The organism is Bradyrhizobium sp. LA6.8, from assembly GCF_040547935.1.
GTDB lineage: Bacteria > Pseudomonadota > Alphaproteobacteria > Rhizobiales > Xanthobacteraceae > Bradyrhizobium > Bradyrhizobium barranii.
The window spans coordinates 20,148-39,707 of the sequence record NZ_JBEPQQ010000005.1 but is presented as its reverse complement, the minus strand read 5'-3'; the positions used below and the strand labels follow the sequence as shown (position 1 = coordinate 39,707).

The window sequence follows — 19,560 nt, the reverse complement described above, 5'->3', positions numbered from 1 at the left end:
CATTGGAGATGCATGAGGATTCTCGTCGCGATCACCCTGGCTTTCATCAGCACCTCGGCGTTCGCCGACAATATGGGTGAGCGAACGGCCGGCGACCGCGTGCCGACCGCAACCGATGTCATCACCGGCCTCTACGCCTTCAGCCGTTTCCAGCAGGGCCTGCTGGAGAGCACCGACCTGAAAGGCAATGCGGAGGTGAAAAATCTCGCGGCCCTGCGCGCCGAGGAGGCGGGCAAGCGCGACAAAACCCTGAAGCAGATTCAGGACGCGATCGGTGCGGAGCCGCACGCCGGCAAGACGACGTCAGTGAGCGCAAGCCTCGTCGAGCCCGAAAATGCGGATGGACCAACTTACGTCAGAAGCTTCTATGCCGCGCAAATCCCCGATTACGAATCCGCCATCAGCCTGCTCGAGCGCTATCTGAAAGCGCCCGACAATCCTGCGCTCGCCGCCTTCGCGCGCGAGCAATTGCCGATGCTGCGCACGCAGGTGAGAGATGCGGAGCGCACCATGGCAGACAAATAGCAGCCCTATTTGTCTTCCGGATGATGCTGCTGGCTCTCCGGCCGCTGGTCGCGGTCCCCGTGGTCAGCGAATCAGCGCGTGACGTGGCGGAGCTTGCGGCAGGGTCGCCAGTCACAGCCCCGCGCCCGCTGGGCGCGCCAGCCCCCTCTCCTAGGACGGCTCGGAGCTCTGGTGCAGCGGCCGGCCGGCTTTTTCCTGAGCGGGATGGAACCATCGTCACTCCTCACCGTTATTTTGGCCGGGCTGAGCACGGCAGGTTCCAATTCCAAGCGCTGCAACGTTGGCGCTTGATTTCGAATTTGGCTGACGGTCTATTTTGACAACTGCGTCACGCCTTGGATTCGGCCGACGCCGCGGGGGAATCAGTATGAGCGACCTCGATCCCGGAACTGCATCACGCTCCGGTCGTCGCGTCCCAAAGCCAAAAACCAACGGTATGTCGGACCCGGATTCGCGGCCGGAATTGCTGCTCGCCTTGCAGGCGATGCGCAGCGGCGATTTTTCGGTGCGGATGAGCGGGGACTATCTCGGCATCGACGGCAAGATCGCCGACACTTTTAATGAAATCATCGCCGCCAACCAGCGCATGGCGCAGCAGCTCGAGCTGGTCGGTCAGGTCGTGGGGCGCGAGGGCAAGACCCGCCAGCGCGTGAAGTTCGGCCTCGCCAGCGGCTCCTGGGCCGACATGGAAGGCTCCGTCAACACGCTGATCGACGACCTCCTGTGGCCGACGCGCGAAGTGACGCGCGCAGTCGCCGCGGTGGCGCAAGGCGACCTGCTCCAGACCGTCAAGCTGGACGTCGATGGCCGCCCGCTGCGCGGTGAATTCCTGCAGTCGGCGACCATCGTCAACACCATGATCAAACAGCTCGGCGTGTTCACCTCCGAGGTGACGCGCGTGGCGCGCGAGGTCGGCACCGAAGGCAAGCTCGGCGGCCAGGCCCAGGTGCCTGAGGTGACCGGCGTCTGGAAGGATCTGACCGAGAGCGTCAACTCGATGGCGAACAACCTGACCAACCAGGTTCGTAACATCGCCGAGGTGACGATCGCGGTCGCCAACGGCGACTTGTCCAAGAAGATCACCGTCGACGTCCGCGGCGAGATCCTTCAGCTCAAGGAAGCCATCAACACGATGGTGGACCAGCTGCGCTCCTTCGCCTCCGAAGTGACGCGCGTGGCGCGCGAGGTCGGCACCGACGGCAAGCTCGGCGGCCAGGCGATCGTGCCCGGCGTCGCCGGCACCTGGAAGGACCTGACCGACTCCGTGAACGCGATGTGCGGCAACCTCACCGCCCAGGTCCGCAACATCGCCAACGTGACGACCGCCGTGGCGCGCGGCGACCTGTCGCGCAAGATCACGGTGGACGTCCGCGGCGAGATCCTGGAGCTGAAGGACACCATCAACACCATGGTGGACCAGCTCAACTCCTTCGCCTCCGAAGTGACGCGCGTCGCGCGCGAAGTCGGCACCGAGGGCAAGCTCGGCGGCCAGGCCCAGGTGCCCGGTGTGGCCGGCACCTGGAAGGACCTCACCGACAACGTCAACTTCATGGCGTCGAACCTGACCGCGCAGGTCCGCAACATCGCCGACGTCGCGACCGCCATCGCCGGCGGCGACTTGTCGAAGAAGATCACGGTGACCGTCTCGGGCGAGATCCTTCAGCTGAAGGAAACGCTCAACACCATGGTGGACCAGCTCAATGCGTTTGCCGGCGAAGTGACGCGCGTCGCGCGCGAGGTCGGCACCGAGGGACGGCTCGGCGGCCAGGCCAACGTGCTCGGCGTCGCCGGCACCTGGAAGGACCTCACCGAGAGCGTCAACTCGATGGCGTCGAACCTGACCGCACAGGTCCGCAACATCGCCGAGGTGACGACGGCGGTCGCGGGCGGCGATCTGTCGAAGAAGATCACCGTGGACGTGCGCGGCGAAATCCTGGAGCTGAAAGACACCATCAACACGATGGTGGACCAGCTCAACGCCTTCGCCGGCGAAGTGACCCGCGTCGCGCGCGAGGTCGGCACCGAAGGCAAGCTCGGCGGCCAGGCCCAAGTGCGCGGCGTCGCCGGTACCTGGAAGGACTTGACGGACTCGGTCAACTCGATGGCCTCGAACCTGACCGGCCAGGTCCGTAACATCGCCGAGGTCGCGACCGCCGTTGCGAAGGGCGACTTGTCGAAGAAGATCACCGTGAACGTGTCGGGCGAAATCCTTCAGCTGAAGGAAACACTCAACACCATGGTGGACCAGCTCAACGCCTTCGCCGGCGAAGTCACCCGCGTCGCGCGCGAGGTCGGCACCGAAGGCAAGCTCGGCGGCCAGGCCCAGGTGACCGGCGTCGCCGGGACCTGGAAGGACCTGACCGACAACGTCAACTCGATGGCGGGCAACCTCACCGCCCAGGTCCGCAACATCGCCGAGGTCGCAACCGCCATCGCCGGCGGCGACCTGTCGCGCAAGATCACGGTGGACGTCCGCGGCGAGATCCTTCAGCTCAAGGACACGCTGAACACGATGGTCGACCAGCTCAACCGCTTCGCGGGCGAGGTGACGCGCGTGGCGCGCGAGGTCGGCACCGAAGGCCGGCTCGGCGGCCAGGCCAACGTGCCCGGCGTCGCCGGCACCTGGAAGGACCTCACCGACAGCGTCAACTCGATGGCGGGCAACCTGACCGCACAGGTCCGCAACATCGCCGAAGTCACCACCGCCGTGGCGCGCGGCGACTTGTCGCGCAAGATCACCGTGGACGTGAAGGGCGAAATCCTCGAGCTGAAGAACACCATCAACACCATGGTGGACCAGCTCAACGGCTTTGCCGGCGAAGTGACGCGCGTGGCGCGCGAGGTCGGCACCGAGGGCAAGCTCGGCGGCCAGGCTGAGGTGCCCGGCGTTGCCGGCACCTGGAAGGACCTCACCGACAACGTCAACTTCATGGCCTCGAACCTGACGGCCCAGGTCCGCAACATCGCCGAGGTCGCGACCGCCATCGCCGGCGGCGACCTGTCGAAGAAGATCACGGTGGACGTGCGCGGCGAAATCCTTCTGTTGAAGGACACGTTGAACACGATGGTGGAGCAGCTCCGCTCCTTCGCCGCCGAAGTGACGCGCGTGGCGCGCGAGGTCGGCACCGAGGGCCGGCTCGGCGGTCAAGCCGTCGTGCCCGGCGTCGGCGGCACCTGGAAGGATCTCACCGACAACGTCAATTTGCTGGCCGCGAACCTCACGACGCAGGTCCGCAACATCGCCGAGGTCACCACCGCCGTCGCGCGCGGCGACTTGTCCCGCAAGATCACCGTGGACGTGAAGGGCGAAATCCTCGAGCTGAAGAATACCATCAACACCATGGTGGACCAGCTCAACGCGTTTGCCGGCGAAGTCACCCGCGTCGCGCGTGAAGTCGGCACCGAAGGCGAGCTCGGCGGCCAGGCCCAGGTGCCCGGTGTGGCCGGCACCTGGAAGGACCTCACCGACACCGTCAACTTCATGGCGGCGAACCTGACCGAGCAGGTCCGCGGCATCGTCAAGGTGGTGACCGCAGTTGCGAACGGTGATTTGAAACAAAATCTCACCGTGAAATCCAAGGGCGAGGTCGCGGCGCTCGCCGACACCATCAACAACATGACCGAGACGCTCGCGACCTTCGCCGATCAGGTGACGTCGGTGGCGCGCGAGGTCGGCGTCGAGGGACGGCTGGGCGGCCAGGCCGACGTGCCCGGTGCCGCCGGCACCTGGAAGGATCTAACCGGCAACGTCAACCTGCTCGCGGCGAACCTCACCTCGCAGGTGCGCGCGATCGCGGAAGTCGCGACCGCCGTGACCAAGGGCGACCTGACGCGGTCAATCCAGGTCGACGCCCGCGGCGAAGTCGCCGAGCTGAAAGACAACATCAACACGATGATCACGAACCTCCGTCTCACGACGGACGTGAACACCGAGCAGGACTGGCTGAAGACCAACCTCGCCAAATTCACCAACATGCTCCAGGGTCAGCGCGATCTCACCACCGTCGGCCGGCTGCTGCTGACCGAATTGTCACCCCTGGTGAACGCCCATACCGGCGTGATCTACCAGGTCGAGAACGAGGATAGTCCGCGGCTCCTGCTGCTCGCCTCCTATGCCGGCGACGGCGTCTATCCCTATCAGCGCGTGCTCCCGCTCGGCGACGGCCTGATTGGCCAATGCGCCCTCGACAGACGCCCGCGCGTCATCGCCGACATTCCATCCGACGTGGTGCCGATCAACTCGGCGCTGTTCCGCGTCGCGCCAAAGAACCTTGTCGTGCTGCCGGTGCTGTTCGAAGGCCAGGTCAAGGCGGTGATCGAGCTCGCCTCGCTGACCTCGTTCACGACCTCGCAGATGACATTCCTCGAGCAGCTTACCGACTCCATCGGCATCGTGCTCAACTCGATCGAGGCGACGATGCAGACCGAAGGCCTGCTCAAGCAGTCGCAGCAGCTTGCCGGCGAGCTTCAGACCCAGCAGCGCGAATTGCAGCAGACCAACGACCAGCTCGAGCAGAAGGCGCAGCAGCTCGCCGAGCGCAACGTCGAGGTCGAGCGCAAGAACCAGGAAATCGAGCAGGCCCGCCGCGCACTGGAGGAAAAGGCGACTGAGCTCGCGCTGACCTCGAAGTACAAGTCCGAATTCCTCGCCAATATGAGCCACGAGCTGCGCACGCCGCTGAACTCGATCCTGATCCTGGGACAGCAGCTCACCGACAATCCGGATGGCAACCTCTCGGCCAAGCAGGTCGAGTTCGCCCGCACCATCCATGGCGCCGGCACCGACCTGCTCAACCTTATCAGCGACATCCTGGATCTCTCCAAGATCGAATCCGGCACGGTGACGGTCGACGCCGAGGAGATTCTGACTGCGAACCTGCTCGAGACCGTCGGGCGGCCGTTCCGGCACGAGGCGGAAAACCGCAACCTGTCGTTCAAGATCGACGTCGACCCGAACCTGGCCCGCAGCATCGTCACCGACTCCAAGCGCCTGCAGCAGGTCCTCAAGAACCTGCTTTCCAACGCCTTCAAGTTCACCGCCGAGGGCGAGGTGCGCCTGAAGGTCGTCGCCGCGGTCGGCGGCTGGGGTACGGATCATCCGGTGCTGAACTCCGCGCCGGCGGTGATCGCGTTCGAAGTGACGGACACCGGCATCGGCATTCCCCTGGAGAAGCAGAAGCTGATCTTCGAGGCGTTCCAGCAGGCGGACGCCGGCACCAGCCGCAAATACGGCGGCACCGGTCTCGGACTTGCGATCAGCCGCGAGCTCGCGAGCCTGCTCGGCGGCGAGATCCATCTGCGTAGCGCGCCCGGCAAGGGCTCGGCCTTCACGCTCTATCTGCCGCTGAAATATTCCGGCCCGACGCTCGCGCCGCGTGCGCCCGCGCCGCAGCAGTACAGTCAGCCACCGGCGCTGCAAGCGGCCGCACCCGAGCAGCAGCGCGTCATCGAGCAGATTGCCGACGACAGGCTCAATCTCGAGCCCGGCGACACCATCCTGCTCATCGTCGAGGACGATCCGCATTATGCCCGCGTGCTGGTCGATCTCGCCCGCGACAAGGGCTTCAAGGTTCTGGTCGCCGCGCGCGGCGCGGAGGCGCTGGAGCTTGCCAAGCAGTATCAGCCGCGGGCCGTTTCGCTCGACGTGTTCCTGCCTGATATGCTGGGCTGGACGGTGCTGAGCCAGCTCAAGCACAATCCGCTGACCCGCCACATCCCCGTGCAGATCATCACGCTCGACGAGGACCGCCAGCATGCGCTGGCCCGCGGCGCCTTCTCCTTCGTCAACAAGCCGACCACGACCGAGGGCGTCTCAGCCGCGCTGACGCAGATCAAGGAATATGCGCGGCCGCGGCGCAAGCGGCTCCTGATCGTCGAGGACAACGAGGCCGAGCAGCTCTCGATCCGCGAGCTGCTGCATCACGACGACATCGAGATCGTGACGACGGATACCGGCGCCGGCGCGCTCTCGACACTGCGCGAGGCACCCTGCGATTGCGTGGTGCTCGACCTGCGGCTGCCCGACATGAGCGGCTTCGAGGTGCTGGACCAGATCCGCAACGACGAGAGCCTGTCGAACGTTCCGGTGGTGGTCTTCACCGGCCGCGAGCTCTCGGCGGAGGAAGATGCGGAACTCCACACCATGGCGCGCAGCATCGTGGTCAAGGGCGTGGAATCGCCGGAGCGCCTGCTCGACGAGACCGCCTTGTTCCTGCATCGCGTGATCACGGAACTGCCGGTCGAGAAGCAGCGCATGCTGGAGAAGCTGAACAGTTCCGACGAAGACCTGATTGGCAAGACCGCCCTGCTCGTCGACGACGACGCCCGCAACATCTTCGCGCTGTCGAGCGTCTTGGAACGTCGGGGCATGAAGGTGCTGACGGCCACGACCGGCCGCGAGGCGGTGACGCTGGTCGAATCCAATCCGGAGATCGCCATCGTGCTGATGGACATCATGATGCCGCAGATGGATGGCTATCAGACCATCGGCGTCATTCGCGAAAATCCGGCCTTCGCCCGCCTTCCGATCATCGCGCTGACAGCCAAGGCGATGAAGGGCGACCGTGAGAAATGCCTGGAAGCAGGCGCGTCCGACTACCTCGCCAAACCCGTCAACACCGATCAATTGCTGCTTGCAATCCGCATGTGGCTGCACCGCTGAGTTTGGATCCGCGAATGGACCACGAAAAGGTCAACATCCTCCTCGTCGACGACCAGCCGGCCAAGCTGCTCGCCTACGAGGTGATCCTGAAGGAACTCGGCGAGAACCTCGTGATCGCATCATCGGGCCGCGAGGCGCTGGAGGTGCTGCTCAAGACCGAGATCGCGGTGATCCTGGTCGACGTCTGCATGCCCGAGCTCGACGGATTCGAGCTGGCCGCGATGATCCGGGAGCATCCGCGCTTCCAGAAGACCGCGATGATCTTCATCTCCGCGATCCAGGTGAGCGACATCGACCGGTTGCGCGGCTACGAGATGGGCGCGGTCGATTACGTGCCGGTGCCTGTGGTGCCGGAGGTGCTGCGCGCCAAGATCAAGGTGTTTGCCGAACTCTACCGCAAGACGCGCGAGCTCGAACGGCTGAACCGGGAGCTCGAGGACCGCGTTCGCGCACGCACGGCCGAGCTGGAGAATTCCACCGCAAAGCTGCGCGAGAGCGAAGAGCGGCGCAGCATGGCTATCGCCGCCGGCAAGATGGGATCGTGGGACTGGGACTGGGTCAACGGCGACTGGATGTGGGACGAAGGCCAGTACCGCATCTTCGGCGTGACGCCGGAGACCTTCAATGTCACCTCAGCCAACATCCAGGCGCTGCTGCACCCTGATGACGTCGACCAGTTCAGCCAGGCGATTGCCGCGTTCAATACCGGCGCGCACGCCTATGAAGGCGAGTTTCGCGTCAGCCGGCCCGATGGCGAGGTGCGCTGGTGCGTCGGCACGGCGGCCGCGACGGTGGACCAGGGCGGCCGCGTGGTGCGCGTGAGCGGCGTCACCGTGGACATCACCGAACGCAAACGCGCAGAAGAGAGACAAAACCTGCTGGCGCGCGAGGTGGATCATCGCGCCAAGAACGCGCTGGCGCTGGCGCAATCGATCGTGCGCCTCACCCGCGCCGACGAGGTCAAGGCTTACGTCAACGCCGTCGAGGGGCGCATCAACGCGCTGGCGCGCGTACACACGATCCTGTCGCTGTCGAGCTGGCAGGGCGCCGAACTCTCGAGGCTGATCGACGAGGAGCTCGCGCCCTACTCGCTCGGCGGCCAGATCAAGCTGGCCGGTCCGGAAGTTCAGCTGGCGCCGGCGACAGCGCAGACGCTGGCGCTGGCGCTGCACGAGCTTTTCACCAACTCGGCGAAATATGGCGCGCTCTCGACGCGGTCGGGGCGGCTCGCGATCGGCTGGCAAGTCGAGGACGACCACCTCACACTGACCTGGGACGAAACCGGCGGCCCGCTGGTGAGGACGCCGAAATCCCGGGGCTTCGGCACGCGGAGCCTGCTTGCCAGTGTGGAATCGCAACTCGGCGGACAGGCGGAATTCAACTGGCGTGCCGAAGGCCTGTTGTGCCGCCTTGAGGTGCCGCTGACGCGGAAGACCGTAGCGCCGCCGGCCGCGAGCAAGTTCGACGTGGCTCCGTCCGAACCCCTTCAGCGGGCCTCAGGCTAGCGCGTTTGCGAGCGAAGTGGGCTCCGGTTCGCGCGTAAAGATAGGAATCTGGAGCTTCGGCCCTGATTCACTCAGAACCGATCATGATCTAGCGCGCCGCGGCGACCCTCATGCTCTGCATCGCCTGCGGTTCGTCAGCGACACGTCCTTCCAGCCAGGCTTCCGTTTGCGAAAGCTCGCGCAGCGCCCGCGCGTAACGGCGGGCTGCGCTCCGCTCGGCGCCGCGCGGCAGCTTGCGCGCCTTGCGCAGCATGTCCGCAGCCGCGTTGCGATAGGCCAGCGAGCGATAGAGAAAGACGACCTTACCCATATCGAATGTTCCCGTGTTGATGGCATTCATCCTCGCAAGACCGCCATGAACGTCGGATGAAGCGGGGAATGACAAAATCGTCATGACAATGGAACCCGCAATCGTCGTGCGCGTTTTATGCCACACCGCGAGGCGGTTCCATGCGCGGGAAAAAGTCGCCGAGCCTCATCTCTCCGACCGGCGTCATCAAGCTGATGACGCATGCGATGATGGGCGCAGCCCTCGGCCTTGTCTTCGGGCTCGCCCTCGTCCTGTTCAATCCGGCGGTCGCAAATTTGCTGAGCCACGGCGGACATTCGGCCGCCATGGTCTTCATCATCACACTGGTGACGACGTTCGCGATCGGCGCGACGCTCACGGGCCTCGTGTTCATCCTCGCCGAGGACAAGGAATTTTGAAGCGCGCGTGACGCGCACCGGGCGCTTTCGTGCGGAACTCCTGCAGCGAATGGCGGTTGGCTGCCTGCGTCAATTCAACTCAGGGAGTTCCCGCGCATGAAAACCACCAAGCTCGCTCTTACCGTGATGTTGGCAACTGGCCTCGCCGCCGCTCCGTTCGCCGTGCAGGCCAAGTCGCATAAGGCCAAGCATGGATCCGCGATGTCCTCGTCGCAGACCACGGGCGCCAACACCAAGTCCTCCAAGGGCGCTGATCCCTCCGGTCAAGGTGGTTCTGGCCCCGGCTCCGACCAAGGCGGCACCATGACGAACAACAAGGGCGGCATGAGCAACACCAAGTGAGCTCCGGCGCCGACAATCAAAGGCCTCGCGGTGACGCGGGGCCTTTCGCTTTGGAGCTGGAGCCTGGAGCTGGATTGGGAATCCTTCCAGCATCAGATCGCTAAAGCGGCCGTCCCGCAGCATTCGCCTTCACGAGATGCTCGAGCTGTGCACGTTTGCGTGCGATCAGGAGCTGGGCTGCGGCATCGTCGAGACCCTCGCGCTGCAATTGCCGGATGACGGAGCCGAGTTCGAGAATTTCGGCGCGCAGTTTTAGAATCCGGTACGTGTCCGGGTCTTCCTCCACCGCACGCTCCCAAAATTCTCAGCGGCGCGCGATCACGCGCAGCGGACTACCGGATGTCGTTGCAGGACGAAGGCGTACCCGCTCGCGGACGTCAGGCAGGACATCGCCGCCACCGGCCGCCTTCCATTCGCCGATCAGCAGGTTGATTTTCCGGCGCAGATCCATCTGCGCCAGGGCCTTTTCTGTGCAGTCGCGGTCGCGATCGACGAGGTCGCGCACAGCCACCTCGATGTCGGCCATTTCGAGCCTCAAGGCACTGATTTTGCGTCGAATTTCATTAATTCTGTTGTCCATGACTTGTTAGAACAAAATAAGAACATATAGTCAAGTCACGATTTGAGAACGGAGAGGCCAGATGCAGGTTCAGGGTAAATACGACGCCAGGGTTTTCCTCACGGAGCAGATGACGCGAGCGCAGGGGCTGAGGCTGAAGCGTCTGAGCGAGGAGGCCTATCAGCCCACTCAATACGATCGGGCTTTGTCCTCGACTGAGGCTGCGCGCCGCATTCGAGCGCTGGAAGACGAGATCGAGTTGGCGAACTCCTTCTGAGGAGCGCGGCCAGCGCATTTGGAACGTAGGGTCAGTGATGCGGTTCTTTCCCGGGCCAAGGGAGAGAGTTGATGGCACGCAAGGCAAAGAAACGCCGCTACTCACGCAGCGCCAGCAGTGATGTCGAGCGCGAGATGCGCCGTTATAAGAAGGGCACCGCGAAAAGCGGCCCCGGCGGTCGTGGCGGACGCGTGAAGAGTCGCAAGCAGGCGATCGCAATCGGCCTGTCGGAAGCGCGCGCGAAGGGCAAGAAGGTCCCGAAGAAGGCGTCGAAGCGAAAGACCTCCAAGAAGAAGACGGCCAAGAAGACGGCCAAGAAAGCGAAGAAGACCGCGAAGCGCAAATCCAGCAAGCGGTAACGCCCACCCGCGTCAGATCATGCTCCCCGGCATGAAGCAGCGGATCGAAATCCCGAACGCAGTCTTCACCGGCCACACCATGGTGTGGCCAGCCCGGTTTGGCTCGGTGATGACGGCCTCATCAGGCACGTCCACCCACTGCCCGTCGAGCCGCACGCGATAGTGCCCATCGTGCGATTCCCAATCGGGGTCGGATACAGCAAAGCCATCTGCATCCGAGCAGCAGGGCCCGAGATGGCTGCGCAAACTGTCGAACCAGGGTTTTAGCGGCGAGTTGGCGTAGCGGCCATCGTCGCGCCCCAAGGCGCTTCCGGTCGTCAGGACAAGCGGCGCCACAAGCAGCGCACACCTCAGCGAGAGCTTCAATCGATCCATGTCGGCACCGATCAAATGCGAACCACCGGTTCCACAAGAAGGCCGGGCGTTCGAAGTTCCACTCCTGCAATTCGCCTGGGCGTCTTCATTGACGCCAAAGCCCAACACGTGATTCCCAACTGTGACGAGCGAACGCGGCTTTTTCGGACGAACCCGTCATCAACGCTGCCGTTAACGAGAATGTTATCGGCACCTGTGGGAATCTTCCAGACGCGCACGAAAAAGGCGGCCCGCGGGCCGCCTTTTGAGTTTGCCGCCGAAAGCCCGAGGCTTAGGCCAGCGGCACCGCGACGAACCGCGTCGCTTCCTGGCTCTTCACCTGCAACAGCACGCTGTTCTTGCCGGATGATTTGGCCTGCGCCAGCTCGGAGCGGACGTCACCGACATTGGCAACGGCCTTACCGCCGACGTTGAGAATGACGTCGCCGGTCTGGATGCCGCGCTGCGCGGCGGGTCCCTGCGGATCGACCTCGGTCACGACGACGCCCTTTTGGCCCGCGCCCTGGACGTCGCCTGCCGGCGCCAGGCTGAGACCGAGGCGCGGCGTGCCGGTGTTCGGCTGCGCTTTGCCCTCGCCGGCCTTGGCCTGCCGCTCGTTCGGCAACTCGCCGAGGGCGAGTGTCACCGTCTTGCTCGCGCCTTTGTGGAAGACGTCGAGCTTCACGGAGGTGCCCGGCGCCAGGGTGGCAATGGTGCGGGCGAGATCGCGGGAGTCCTTGATCGCGGTACCGTTAACGGCGGTGATGACGTCGCCCGCCTCGATGCCGGCCTTCGCCGCGGGGCTGCCGTCCTGCGGATTGTCCACGATCGCGCCGCGCGCCTCCTTGAGGCCGAGGCTGTCGGCGATCTCGGCGCTCACCGGCTGCACCTGCACGCCGAGCCAGCCGCGGGTGACCGAGCCCTTGTCCTTCAGCTGCGCGACGACCAGCTTCGCGGTCGAAGCCGGAATGTCGAAGCCGATACCGACCGAACCGCCGGAGGGTGAGAAGATCGCGGTGTTCACGCCGATCACATTGCCGTTCATGTCGAAGGCCGGACCGCCGGAATTGCCCTTGTTGATCGGCGCGTCGATCTGGATGAAGTCGTCATAGGGACCGTTGCCGATGTCGCGACCGTTGGCCGAGACGATGCCGGCGGTCACGGTGCCGCCGAGGCCGAAGGGATTGCCGACCGCGACCACCCAGTCACCGATCCGCGGCTTCTGGTCGGAGAATTTGACGAACGGGAAGTCCCTCTTGCCATCGACCTTGATCAGCGCGAGATCGGTCTTCGGATCGGTGCCGACCACCTTCGCGGTGTAGCTCGTGCCGTCATCCATGGTCACCTGCAGCGACTCGGCGTGATCGACGACGTGGTTGTTGGTCACCGCATAGCCGTCGGCGGAGATGAAGAAGCCGGACCCCTCGCCCGTGATCATCTGGTGGCGCTGGCGCGGCATGCCGTTCATGCCACCCTGGCCGCGGAAGCCGAACTGCCGCGAAAACTGGTCGAACGGCGAATCCTCGTCCGAATCCATCCGGTTCTGTTGCAGCATCGCGCTCTTGTCATTGTCCTGGTCGATCCTGACCCGCACCGAGATGACGGCGGGTTTGACCTTGCTGACGAGATCGCCGAAGCCCGGCGGCGTCGCGGCGGCTTCCGCCGCCTGGGCCGGCCCGATGAAGGAATTCAGACCGAACTGCGAAGAGGCGGGAGAGGCAGCGAGCACGGCCACGCCAAGCGCGGCCACGGTGCCCAGCAGCGCAAGCCGGCGCGGCTTCAAGATCTTGCGGGACGTGGTGGTGTCGGAATTGACGTGATCGTTCATGTCGAAATGTCCATGTTGGGTAAGTCGCCTTGCAACCAACATGGACATCGTCACCTTACGGCGTCCCGTCCGTCCGATTAAATCTTGGCAAAGGTGCCGCGAAAATCAGGGCTGCACATTTGATGCGGCTCAACGCAGGCCCCGTGCGCCGTGATAGACTGCGGCCACTGGATGATGTCCACCGGAGGCGCGCCATGTACAAAGACATTCTCGTCCACATCCCGACCGAGCGCCCGATGAGCGCGGTGATCGACGGCTCGATTTCGCTCGCGGCGAGACTCAACGCACACGTCGACGCGGTCGCCGTCGGGTACGTCGCGAGCAGCACTGCCTACGTCCTGGATGGCGGTGCCGCCGTAGCGGCGGTATTCGAGATGGAGCGCGAGCGCGCGGTGGAGCGTGCCGAGGCCGCGTTGGCGATATTTCGGAGCGAAGCCACGAACGCCGGCATCTCCTGCACCTGCCACCCGCTCGGCGCAATCCCGGCGGACGCAGCCGGCTCGCTCGGCGAGATGGCGCGGCTCCACGATCTCAGCATCGTGCTGCAGCCCGATCCGGCGCAAGGCTCATTCGACAATGATATGCCCGGCGAGATCCTGTTCCAGGCGGGCGGACCGGTGCTGTTCCTGCCCTACACCTTTCGTGGGTCATTCAGGGCGAACCGGATCGGCATCTGCTGGGATGGCAGCCGCCTCGCCGCCCGCGCGATGCGCGACGCCGCTCCCTTCCTGGCCCGCGCCGAGGAGATCGTGATCATCACGATCAACGAAGCCGACGCGGTTCCCGACGAAGTCTCGGCAAGCCATCTGGCAAGACACCTCGGCCGGCGCGGGTTGTCGACCCGCACGGTCAGCCTGTCAGCGGCGCGCGCCGACATCCAGCCGACCATCCTGTCGCAGGCCGCCGACGAGAGCCTCGATCTCCTGGTCATGGGCGGCTACGGCCACTCAAGGCTACAGGAACGCTTCCTCGGCGGCGTCACCCGCGCCATGCTGGAAGCCATGACGGTCCCGACGCTGATGTCGCATTGATCGAGAGATGATCCGCAACGGACCGACGCGCTCACGCCGCGGCGGGGGTCTCAAATGGCGCGGTGGCGATGGCGTCGTCCTCGGGCTGCGCATTGCACGCATCGAAATGCGCCTTCAGCGCAATCTCGGCGAGATATTCGAAATGTTCGGCTTGGCCAAGGAGTTGCCAGTTCTGGAGCGGCCGATAGGCCGCCTGCTGACGACAGAGAGACGCCAGGGCCCGGTAGCGACGTACGTTCTCCATGAGACCCTCCCTCGCATTCACTGAGCTTATTGCCCTGATTTACGTCAGGCCGATGGCGGTTATGCAAAACATTTACTGCATGCGAAGCGCCCCGCGCAAGCTGGGTTAACGTCTGGGAAACGCGCAGGCCCCCATTAGTTCCTATCGGAGGACTCCACGTGGAACTCATTGGCCAGGCGTAGTGCTGGCGCGCGACGGAGATGCCGATCAGATCAAGATACCGTTCGATCGATTCTGGCCACCCGATGAGATTGCCTTGCATTTCTGCGCAGAACTCTCGCGCGCGGAAGGCCCGCTGCGCCGTGCAGCGTGCCCTGTAGAACCCCGGACGGAAGTGGCACGCCATAGCACAACCAGCGCGACGCCGGCTCTGCCACGCCTGTATGCAGTATTCTACCGGGTGAGCGCGGTCTCGCCGGCCCGGATCGTCTGCGCCGAACCATGTTGCAGCTTCGGAACCCTGCCGGCTTCCGCAGCAGCGCGGATGGCGGCGATGTTGCCGGCATAATCGGCGCTGCCCTTGCCGCGGAACACGGCCGATCCTGCCACGAGGGTGTCGGCGCCCGCGGCAGCCACGGCGGCGGCATTGTCGCGCGTGATGCCGCCATCGACCTCGAGCCGGATCGGCCGGTCGCCGATCATGCTTCGAATGCGCCTGATCTTCTCGATCTGGGAGTCGAGGAAGGACTGGCCGCCGAAGCCGGGATTGACCGTCATCACCAGCACGAGGTCGAGACGATCAAGCACGTATTCGATCGCAGCTTCCGGCGTCGCCGGACACAGGCTGACGCCAGCCTTCTTGCCGAGCGCACGGATGGCCTGGAGCGAGCGGTCCAGATGCGGGCCGGCCTCGGCATGGACCGTGATGACGTCGGCGCCTGCTTTTGCGAATGCCTCCAGATAGGGATCGACAGGCGCGATCATCAGATGCACGTCAAAGATCTTCGCCGTCGCCGGCCGGATCGCCTTGATGACGTCGGCGCCATAGCTGATGTTCGGCACGAAATGTCCGTCCATGACGTCACAGTGGATCCAGTCGGCGCCGGCGGCATCAATTGCCCTGATCTCCTCCCCGAGGCGCGCGAAATCGGCGGCCAGGATCGAAGGCGCGATGAGGATTTCTCCCGTCATGGCGTCGCACTCCTCTGCGCGTCCGCACCACCGCTGAAAACGCGGCTCGCAAGGACATCCGTCGGATCGATCGTCTCGAGATCGGCGACATCGAGCATCCGGTTGAGATCAGACACGAGGCGGTCGGCCTGCCGCAGGCGGATGCGGTCGACCGCATTGCGGATCGAGCGCGCATTGGAGAAGAACGGCTGGGTCCGGCGCAGTTCGATGTATTTCTCGAAGGCCTCGCGTGCCGCAGCCGAGAAGCGGTATCCTCGCTCCTTCAGCATCAGCTCGGCGATGACCAGAAGCTCGGCTTCCGCATAGTCCGGGAAGTCGATGTGATGGGCGATGCGCGAACGGAAGCCCGGGTTGGAGGCAAAGAAGCTCGTCATTCGCTCGCCATAGCCGGCGAGGATCACGACGAGGTCCTCGCGTTGGTTCTCCATCACCTGGAGCAGGATCTCGATCGCCTCCTGGCCGTAATCGCGCTCGTTGTCGGGCCGGTGGAGATAGTAGGCCTCGTCGATGAACAACACGCCGCCCATCGCCTTCTTCAAGATCTCCTTCGTCTTCGGCGCGGTATGGCCGATATACTGGCCGACGAGATCGTCGCGCGTCACCGAGATCACCTGCCCGCGCCGCACGAAACCGAGACCGTGCAGGATCTTCGCCATACGCAGCGCCACCGTGGTCTTGCCCGTGCCGGGATTACCGGTGAACGACATGTGCAGCGTCGGTGGCGACGATGCCAGTCCCGCACGCTGGCGGATGCGTTCGATCAGCAGCAGTGACGCGATCTGGCGCACGCGGTTCTTGACCGGCCGGAGGCCGATCAGCTCCTGCTCGAGCTGTTGCAGCGTGTCAGTGATTCCGGCCGCCTCGGCCTCCTTGCGGAGATCGAAGCTGGTCTCGCTCGTTTCAGCGGTCGTCGCATGAGGGACATCAAGCATCGGCACCTCGAAGAAAAGAGCTTCGCCGCGGGGGGAGCGGCGAAGCAGTGGTCCGCCAAGGAAACGGAGCAGGGAGTGCTCCGCGCGGAGAGGAGTAACTAGGTCGACGCGTGCGCGGCCGGCCGGCGCACGGTGGTGTAGCGGATCGCACGTCCGCCCACCTCCTGCCGCACCAGGTCGAACTCGGCTTCCTGCGGCGGGCGGTTGACGAGGAACGAGATCCGCACCGATTCCCAGCCATGGCTGGAGTCGAATCCACTGATGCGGATGTAGCGGTCGCCGTAGACCCTGCGGCACTCGGCGAGCTCCATCATCACGCCGGCGGCGTCCTGGAGGTCGAACATCGGCAGGCCCCACATCTCCCAATACGTGTTGCGGGGATGCGGATCGTCGGTGAACTCGATATTCACCGCCCAGCCATTGGCCAGGCAATACTGCACCTGCTTGGTGATCTGGTCGTCGGTCAGATCAGGCAGGAACGAGAAGCAGCCTTGGGTCAGTTTCATGTCAAAACTCCTCAAACGGTTTCCAGCGCGGTCGGCACGAAGTCCGGCGTGTCGGTGGATTCATAGTTGAAGGTGACGTCCTTCCAGACCTCGAGCGCAGCCTTCAGCGGCGTGCAGGTCTCAGCCGCCCTGGCCAGGATCTCCGGACCTTCATGGACGTAGTCGCGCCCCTCGTTGCGGGCGAGGATCATCGCCTCCAGCGCCACGCGGTTGGCGATCGCGCCAGCCGCAATGCCCATGGGATGGCCGATGGTGCCGCCGCCGAATTGCAGCACGACGTCCTCGCCAAGGAGATCGAGCAGCTGGTGCATCTGGCCGGCATGGATGCCGCCGGAGGCGACCGGCATCATCTTGTTCAGGCTCGCCCAGGACTGGTCGAAGAACAGGCCATGCTCGAGCTTTGTCGGGTTGAAGTCTTCGCGGCAGACGTCGTAGTAGCCGCGCGTGGTGTTGGGATCGCCTTCGAGTTTGCCGACCACCGTGCCGGCATGGATGTGGTCGACGCCGGCGAGCCGCATCCACTTCGCGATGACGCGGAACGACACCCCGTGACTCTTCTGCCGCGTATAGGTCGAGTGACCGGCGCGATGCAGATGCAGGATCATGTCGTTGCGCCGTGCCCATTTCGCCATGGACTGGATCGCGGTGTAGCCGATCACGAGATCGATCATGACGATGCACGACCCGAGCTCTTTCGCGAACTCTGCGCGCTCGTACATGTCCTCCATCGTCCCCGCGGTGATGTTTAGGTAGGTGCCCTTCACCTCGCCGGAGGCCGCCTGCGCGCGATTCACGGCCTCCATGCAATAGAGGAAGCGGTCACGCCAATGCATGAAGGGCTGCGAGTTGATGTTCTCGTCGTCCTTGGTGAAGTCGAGCCCGCCCTTGAGCGCCTCGTAAACCACGCGGCCATAGTTGCGCCCGGACAAGCCGAGCTTCGGCTTCACCGTCGCGCCCAGCAACGGCCGGCCGAACTTGTCAAGCCGCTCACGCTCGACCACGATGCCGGTCGCCGGCCCCTGGAACGTCTTCACATAGGCGACCGGGAAGCGCATGTCCTCCAGACGCAGCGCCTTCAGCGGCTTGAAGCCGAACACGTTGCCGATGATCGAAGCCGACAGGTTGGCGATCGAGCCGGGCTCGAACAGGTCGAGGTCATAGGCGATGTAGGCGAAGTACGAGCCCAGCGTGCCGGGCACCGGATCGACACGGTAGCACTTGGCGCGATACTTCTCCGCAGCGGTCAGGCGATCGGTCCACACCACCGTCCAGGTCGCGGTCGAGGATTCGCCGGCAACCGCCGCTGACGCCTCGATGGGGTCCACGCCCTCCTGCGGCGTCACGCGGAACAGCGCGATGACATCGGTGTCCTTCGGCGTGTAGTCGGGCTCCCAATAGCCCATGCGCGCGTATTCCATCGTGCCCGATCGATAGCGCTCTTTGCCCCGGACGGTTCCTGCGTGTGCATTCATGGCTCTCTCCTGCTCTTCTCTCTCTGAATGATTAGGCGGCGACCGACTCGCGGGCGCCGATGCGCGGATCGAGCTCGCCGGCGCGATAGCGCCGCGCCATCTCGCTCAAGGGAATGACCTTGATCTTGCTGGCGTGGCCCGCGGTGCCGAACTGCTCGAAGCGATCGCGGCAGAGCTCGCGCATCGCATCCATCGCAGGCTTGAGGAATTTGCGCGGATCGAACTCGGAGCGCGTTTGCGCGGCGACCTTGCGGAACACCGCGGTCATCGCGAGGCGACAGTCGGTGTCGATGTTGACCTTTCGCACGCCGCTCTTGATGCCGCGGACGATCTCCTCGACCGGCACGCCCCAGGTCTGCGGCATCTCGCCGCCGAACTGGTTGAACATGTCCTGGAGCGGCTGCGGCACCGAAGAGGAGCCGTGCATCACAAGATGCGTGTTCGGCAGGCGGCGGTGAATCTCCTCGACCACCCGCATCGCCAGGATGTCGCCATCAGGCTTGCGGCTGAACTTGTAGGCGCCATGAGACGTGCCCATCGCGATCGCGAGCGCATCGACCTTGGTGGCGCGGACGAAGTCGACGGCCTGGTCGGGATCGGTGAGGAGCTGGTCGTGGCTGACCTTGCCCTCGACGCCGTGGCCGTCCTCCTGCTCGCCGCCGCCATGCTCGAGCGAGCCGAGCACGCCGAGCTCGCCTTCGACGGAGGCGCCCACCCAATGCGCGAGATCGACGACGCGGCGGGTGATGTCGACATTGTAGTCGTAATCGGCGGCGGTCTTGGCGTCGGCCTTGAGCGAGCCGTCCATCATGACCGAGGTGAAGCCGTGGGCGATGGCGGAGGCGCAGGTCGCCTCGTCATTGCCGTGGTCCTGGTGCATGCAGAGCGGAATGTCCGGATAGGTCCGCTCCAGCGCGTCGATCATGTGCGAGAGCATGAGATCGCCGGCATAGCTGCGTGCGCCGCGCGAGGCCTGGATGATCACGGGCGCATCGACCTCGGCCGCGGCCTGCATGATCGCAATACCCTGCTCCATGTTGTTGATGTTGAACGCCGGCACCGCGTAGCCGTGGTTGGCGGCGTGATCGAGCAGCTGACGAAGGGTGATACGGGCCACGAAAGTTCC

19 protein-coding genes are annotated in these 19,560 nt (G+C 64.6%); 8 read left to right on the top strand and 11 right to left on the bottom strand.

The genetic code is table 11. The features are described from left to right. Positions 1–12: 12 nt before the first annotated feature. The 3 genes from ABIA90_RS23955 to ABIA90_RS23945 all read left to right on the top strand — a co-directional run bounded on the left by ABIA90_RS23955 (position 13) and on the right by ABIA90_RS23945 (position 8,691). The gene (locus ABIA90_RS23955) at positions 13–525 is read left to right on the top strand and encodes a DUF4142 domain-containing protein (protein WP_354119915.1); all 513 of its coding nucleotides are present in this window, start codon (positions 13–15) and stop codon (positions 523–525) included. Positions 526–892: 367 nt separating this feature from the next. Beyond that, the gene (locus ABIA90_RS23950; RefSeq protein WP_354119916.1) at positions 893–7,186 is read left to right on the top strand and encodes a HAMP domain-containing protein; all 6,294 of its coding nucleotides are present in this window, start codon (positions 893–895) and stop codon (positions 7,184–7,186) included. A 14-nt stretch (positions 7,187–7,200) separates the two neighbouring features. Beyond that, positions 7,201–8,691 (top strand): HWE histidine kinase domain-containing protein, encoded by a 1,491-nt coding sequence (locus tag ABIA90_RS23945; RefSeq protein ID WP_354119917.1) that lies wholly within the window; start codon positions 7,201–7,203, stop codon positions 8,689–8,691. 88 nt (positions 8,692–8,779) lie between these two features. Here ABIA90_RS23945 and ABIA90_RS23940 read toward each other — a convergent pair whose 3' ends face one another. Further along, a complete protein-coding gene (locus tag ABIA90_RS23940; RefSeq protein ID WP_354119918.1) occupies positions 8,780–9,085 on the bottom strand; it encodes a hypothetical protein in 306 nt (101 codons plus the stop codon). 56 nt (positions 9,086–9,141) lie between these two features. Between ABIA90_RS23940 and ABIA90_RS23935 the strand changes: the two genes are divergently transcribed. Together ABIA90_RS23935 and ABIA90_RS23930 are read left to right on the top strand one after the other, a co-directional pair. Then, positions 9,142–9,399 carry a hypothetical protein gene (locus tag ABIA90_RS23935; RefSeq protein WP_071916079.1) on the top strand — a complete coding sequence of 86 codons (258 nt, stop codon included), beginning with the start codon at positions 9,142–9,144 and terminating at the stop codon, positions 9,397–9,399. Between the two features lie 96 nt (positions 9,400–9,495). Next, a complete protein-coding gene (locus ABIA90_RS23930) occupies positions 9,496–9,741 on the top strand; it encodes a hypothetical protein (RefSeq protein WP_063984953.1) in 246 nt (81 codons plus the stop codon). Positions 9,742–9,841: 100 nt separating this feature from the next. Here ABIA90_RS23930 and ABIA90_RS23925 read toward each other — a convergent pair whose 3' ends face one another. Beyond that, a complete protein-coding gene (locus ABIA90_RS23925; RefSeq protein ID WP_354119919.1) occupies positions 9,842–10,027 on the bottom strand; it encodes a hypothetical protein in 186 nt (61 codons plus the stop codon). An 18-nt stretch (positions 10,028–10,045) separates the two neighbouring features. Beyond that, positions 10,046–10,267 (bottom strand): hypothetical protein, encoded by a 222-nt coding sequence (locus tag ABIA90_RS23920; protein ID WP_166350477.1) that lies wholly within the window; start codon positions 10,265–10,267, stop codon positions 10,046–10,048. A gap of 115 nt (positions 10,268–10,382) precedes the next feature. Between ABIA90_RS23920 and ABIA90_RS23915 the strand changes: the two genes are divergently transcribed. After that, positions 10,383–10,577, top strand: a complete 195-nt coding sequence (locus ABIA90_RS23915; protein WP_028148240.1) for a DUF3072 domain-containing protein — start codon at positions 10,383–10,385, stop codon at positions 10,575–10,577. Between the two features lie 71 nt (positions 10,578–10,648). Further along, on the top strand, positions 10,649–10,936 hold the full coding sequence (locus ABIA90_RS23910) for a DUF6496 domain-containing protein (protein WP_247314174.1): 288 nt from the start codon (positions 10,649–10,651) through the stop codon (positions 10,934–10,936). Between the two features lie 12 nt (positions 10,937–10,948). Here the strand turns inward: ABIA90_RS23910 and ABIA90_RS23905 are convergent, their stop codons facing one another. Next, positions 10,949–11,311 carry a hypothetical protein gene (locus tag ABIA90_RS23905; RefSeq protein WP_028148242.1) on the bottom strand — a complete coding sequence of 121 codons (363 nt, stop codon included), beginning with the start codon at positions 11,309–11,311 and terminating at the stop codon, positions 10,949–10,951. Positions 11,312–11,582: 271 nt separating this feature from the next. After that, positions 11,583–13,118 (bottom strand): Do family serine endopeptidase, encoded by a 1,536-nt coding sequence (locus tag ABIA90_RS23900; protein ID WP_354119920.1) that lies wholly within the window; start codon positions 13,116–13,118, stop codon positions 11,583–11,585. A 194-nt stretch (positions 13,119–13,312) separates the two neighbouring features. Here ABIA90_RS23900 and ABIA90_RS23895 point away from each other — a divergent pair, with 194 nt between their 5' ends. Beyond that, positions 13,313–14,149 (top strand): universal stress protein, encoded by an 837-nt coding sequence (locus ABIA90_RS23895; protein WP_354119921.1) that lies wholly within the window; start codon positions 13,313–13,315, stop codon positions 14,147–14,149. Between the two features lie 31 nt (positions 14,150–14,180). On the opposite strand, the gene ABIA90_RS23890 is transcribed toward ABIA90_RS23895, so the two are convergent. From ABIA90_RS23890 to fba, 6 genes are all read right to left on the bottom strand, one after another. Beyond that, a complete protein-coding gene (locus tag ABIA90_RS23890; protein ID WP_028148245.1) occupies positions 14,181–14,393 on the bottom strand; it encodes a hypothetical protein in 213 nt (70 codons plus the stop codon). 393 nt (positions 14,394–14,786) lie between these two features. Next, a complete protein-coding gene (rpe, locus tag ABIA90_RS23885; protein ID WP_354119922.1) occupies positions 14,787–15,524 on the bottom strand; it encodes a ribulose-phosphate 3-epimerase in 738 nt (245 codons plus the stop codon). After that, a complete protein-coding gene (cbbX, locus tag ABIA90_RS23880; protein ID WP_354119923.1) occupies positions 15,521–16,456 on the bottom strand; it encodes a CbbX protein in 936 nt (311 codons plus the stop codon). Before cbbX ends, rpe begins: the two co-directional genes overlap by 4 nt. Positions 16,457–16,554: 98 nt before the next feature. Further along, positions 16,555–16,962 (bottom strand): ribulose bisphosphate carboxylase small subunit, encoded by a 408-nt coding sequence (locus ABIA90_RS23875; protein WP_063984961.1) that lies wholly within the window; start codon positions 16,960–16,962, stop codon positions 16,555–16,557. Between the two features lie 11 nt (positions 16,963–16,973). Continuing rightward, positions 16,974–18,434 carry a form I ribulose bisphosphate carboxylase large subunit gene (locus ABIA90_RS23870; RefSeq protein WP_354119924.1) on the bottom strand — a complete coding sequence of 487 codons (1,461 nt, stop codon included), beginning with the start codon at positions 18,432–18,434 and terminating at the stop codon, positions 16,974–16,976. Between the two features lie 31 nt (positions 18,435–18,465). Further along, positions 18,466–19,551 carry a class II fructose-bisphosphate aldolase gene (gene fba, locus ABIA90_RS23865; protein WP_063984963.1) on the bottom strand — a complete coding sequence of 362 codons (1,086 nt, stop codon included), beginning with the start codon at positions 19,549–19,551 and terminating at the stop codon, positions 18,466–18,468. Positions 19,552–19,560: the final 9 nt, after the last annotated feature.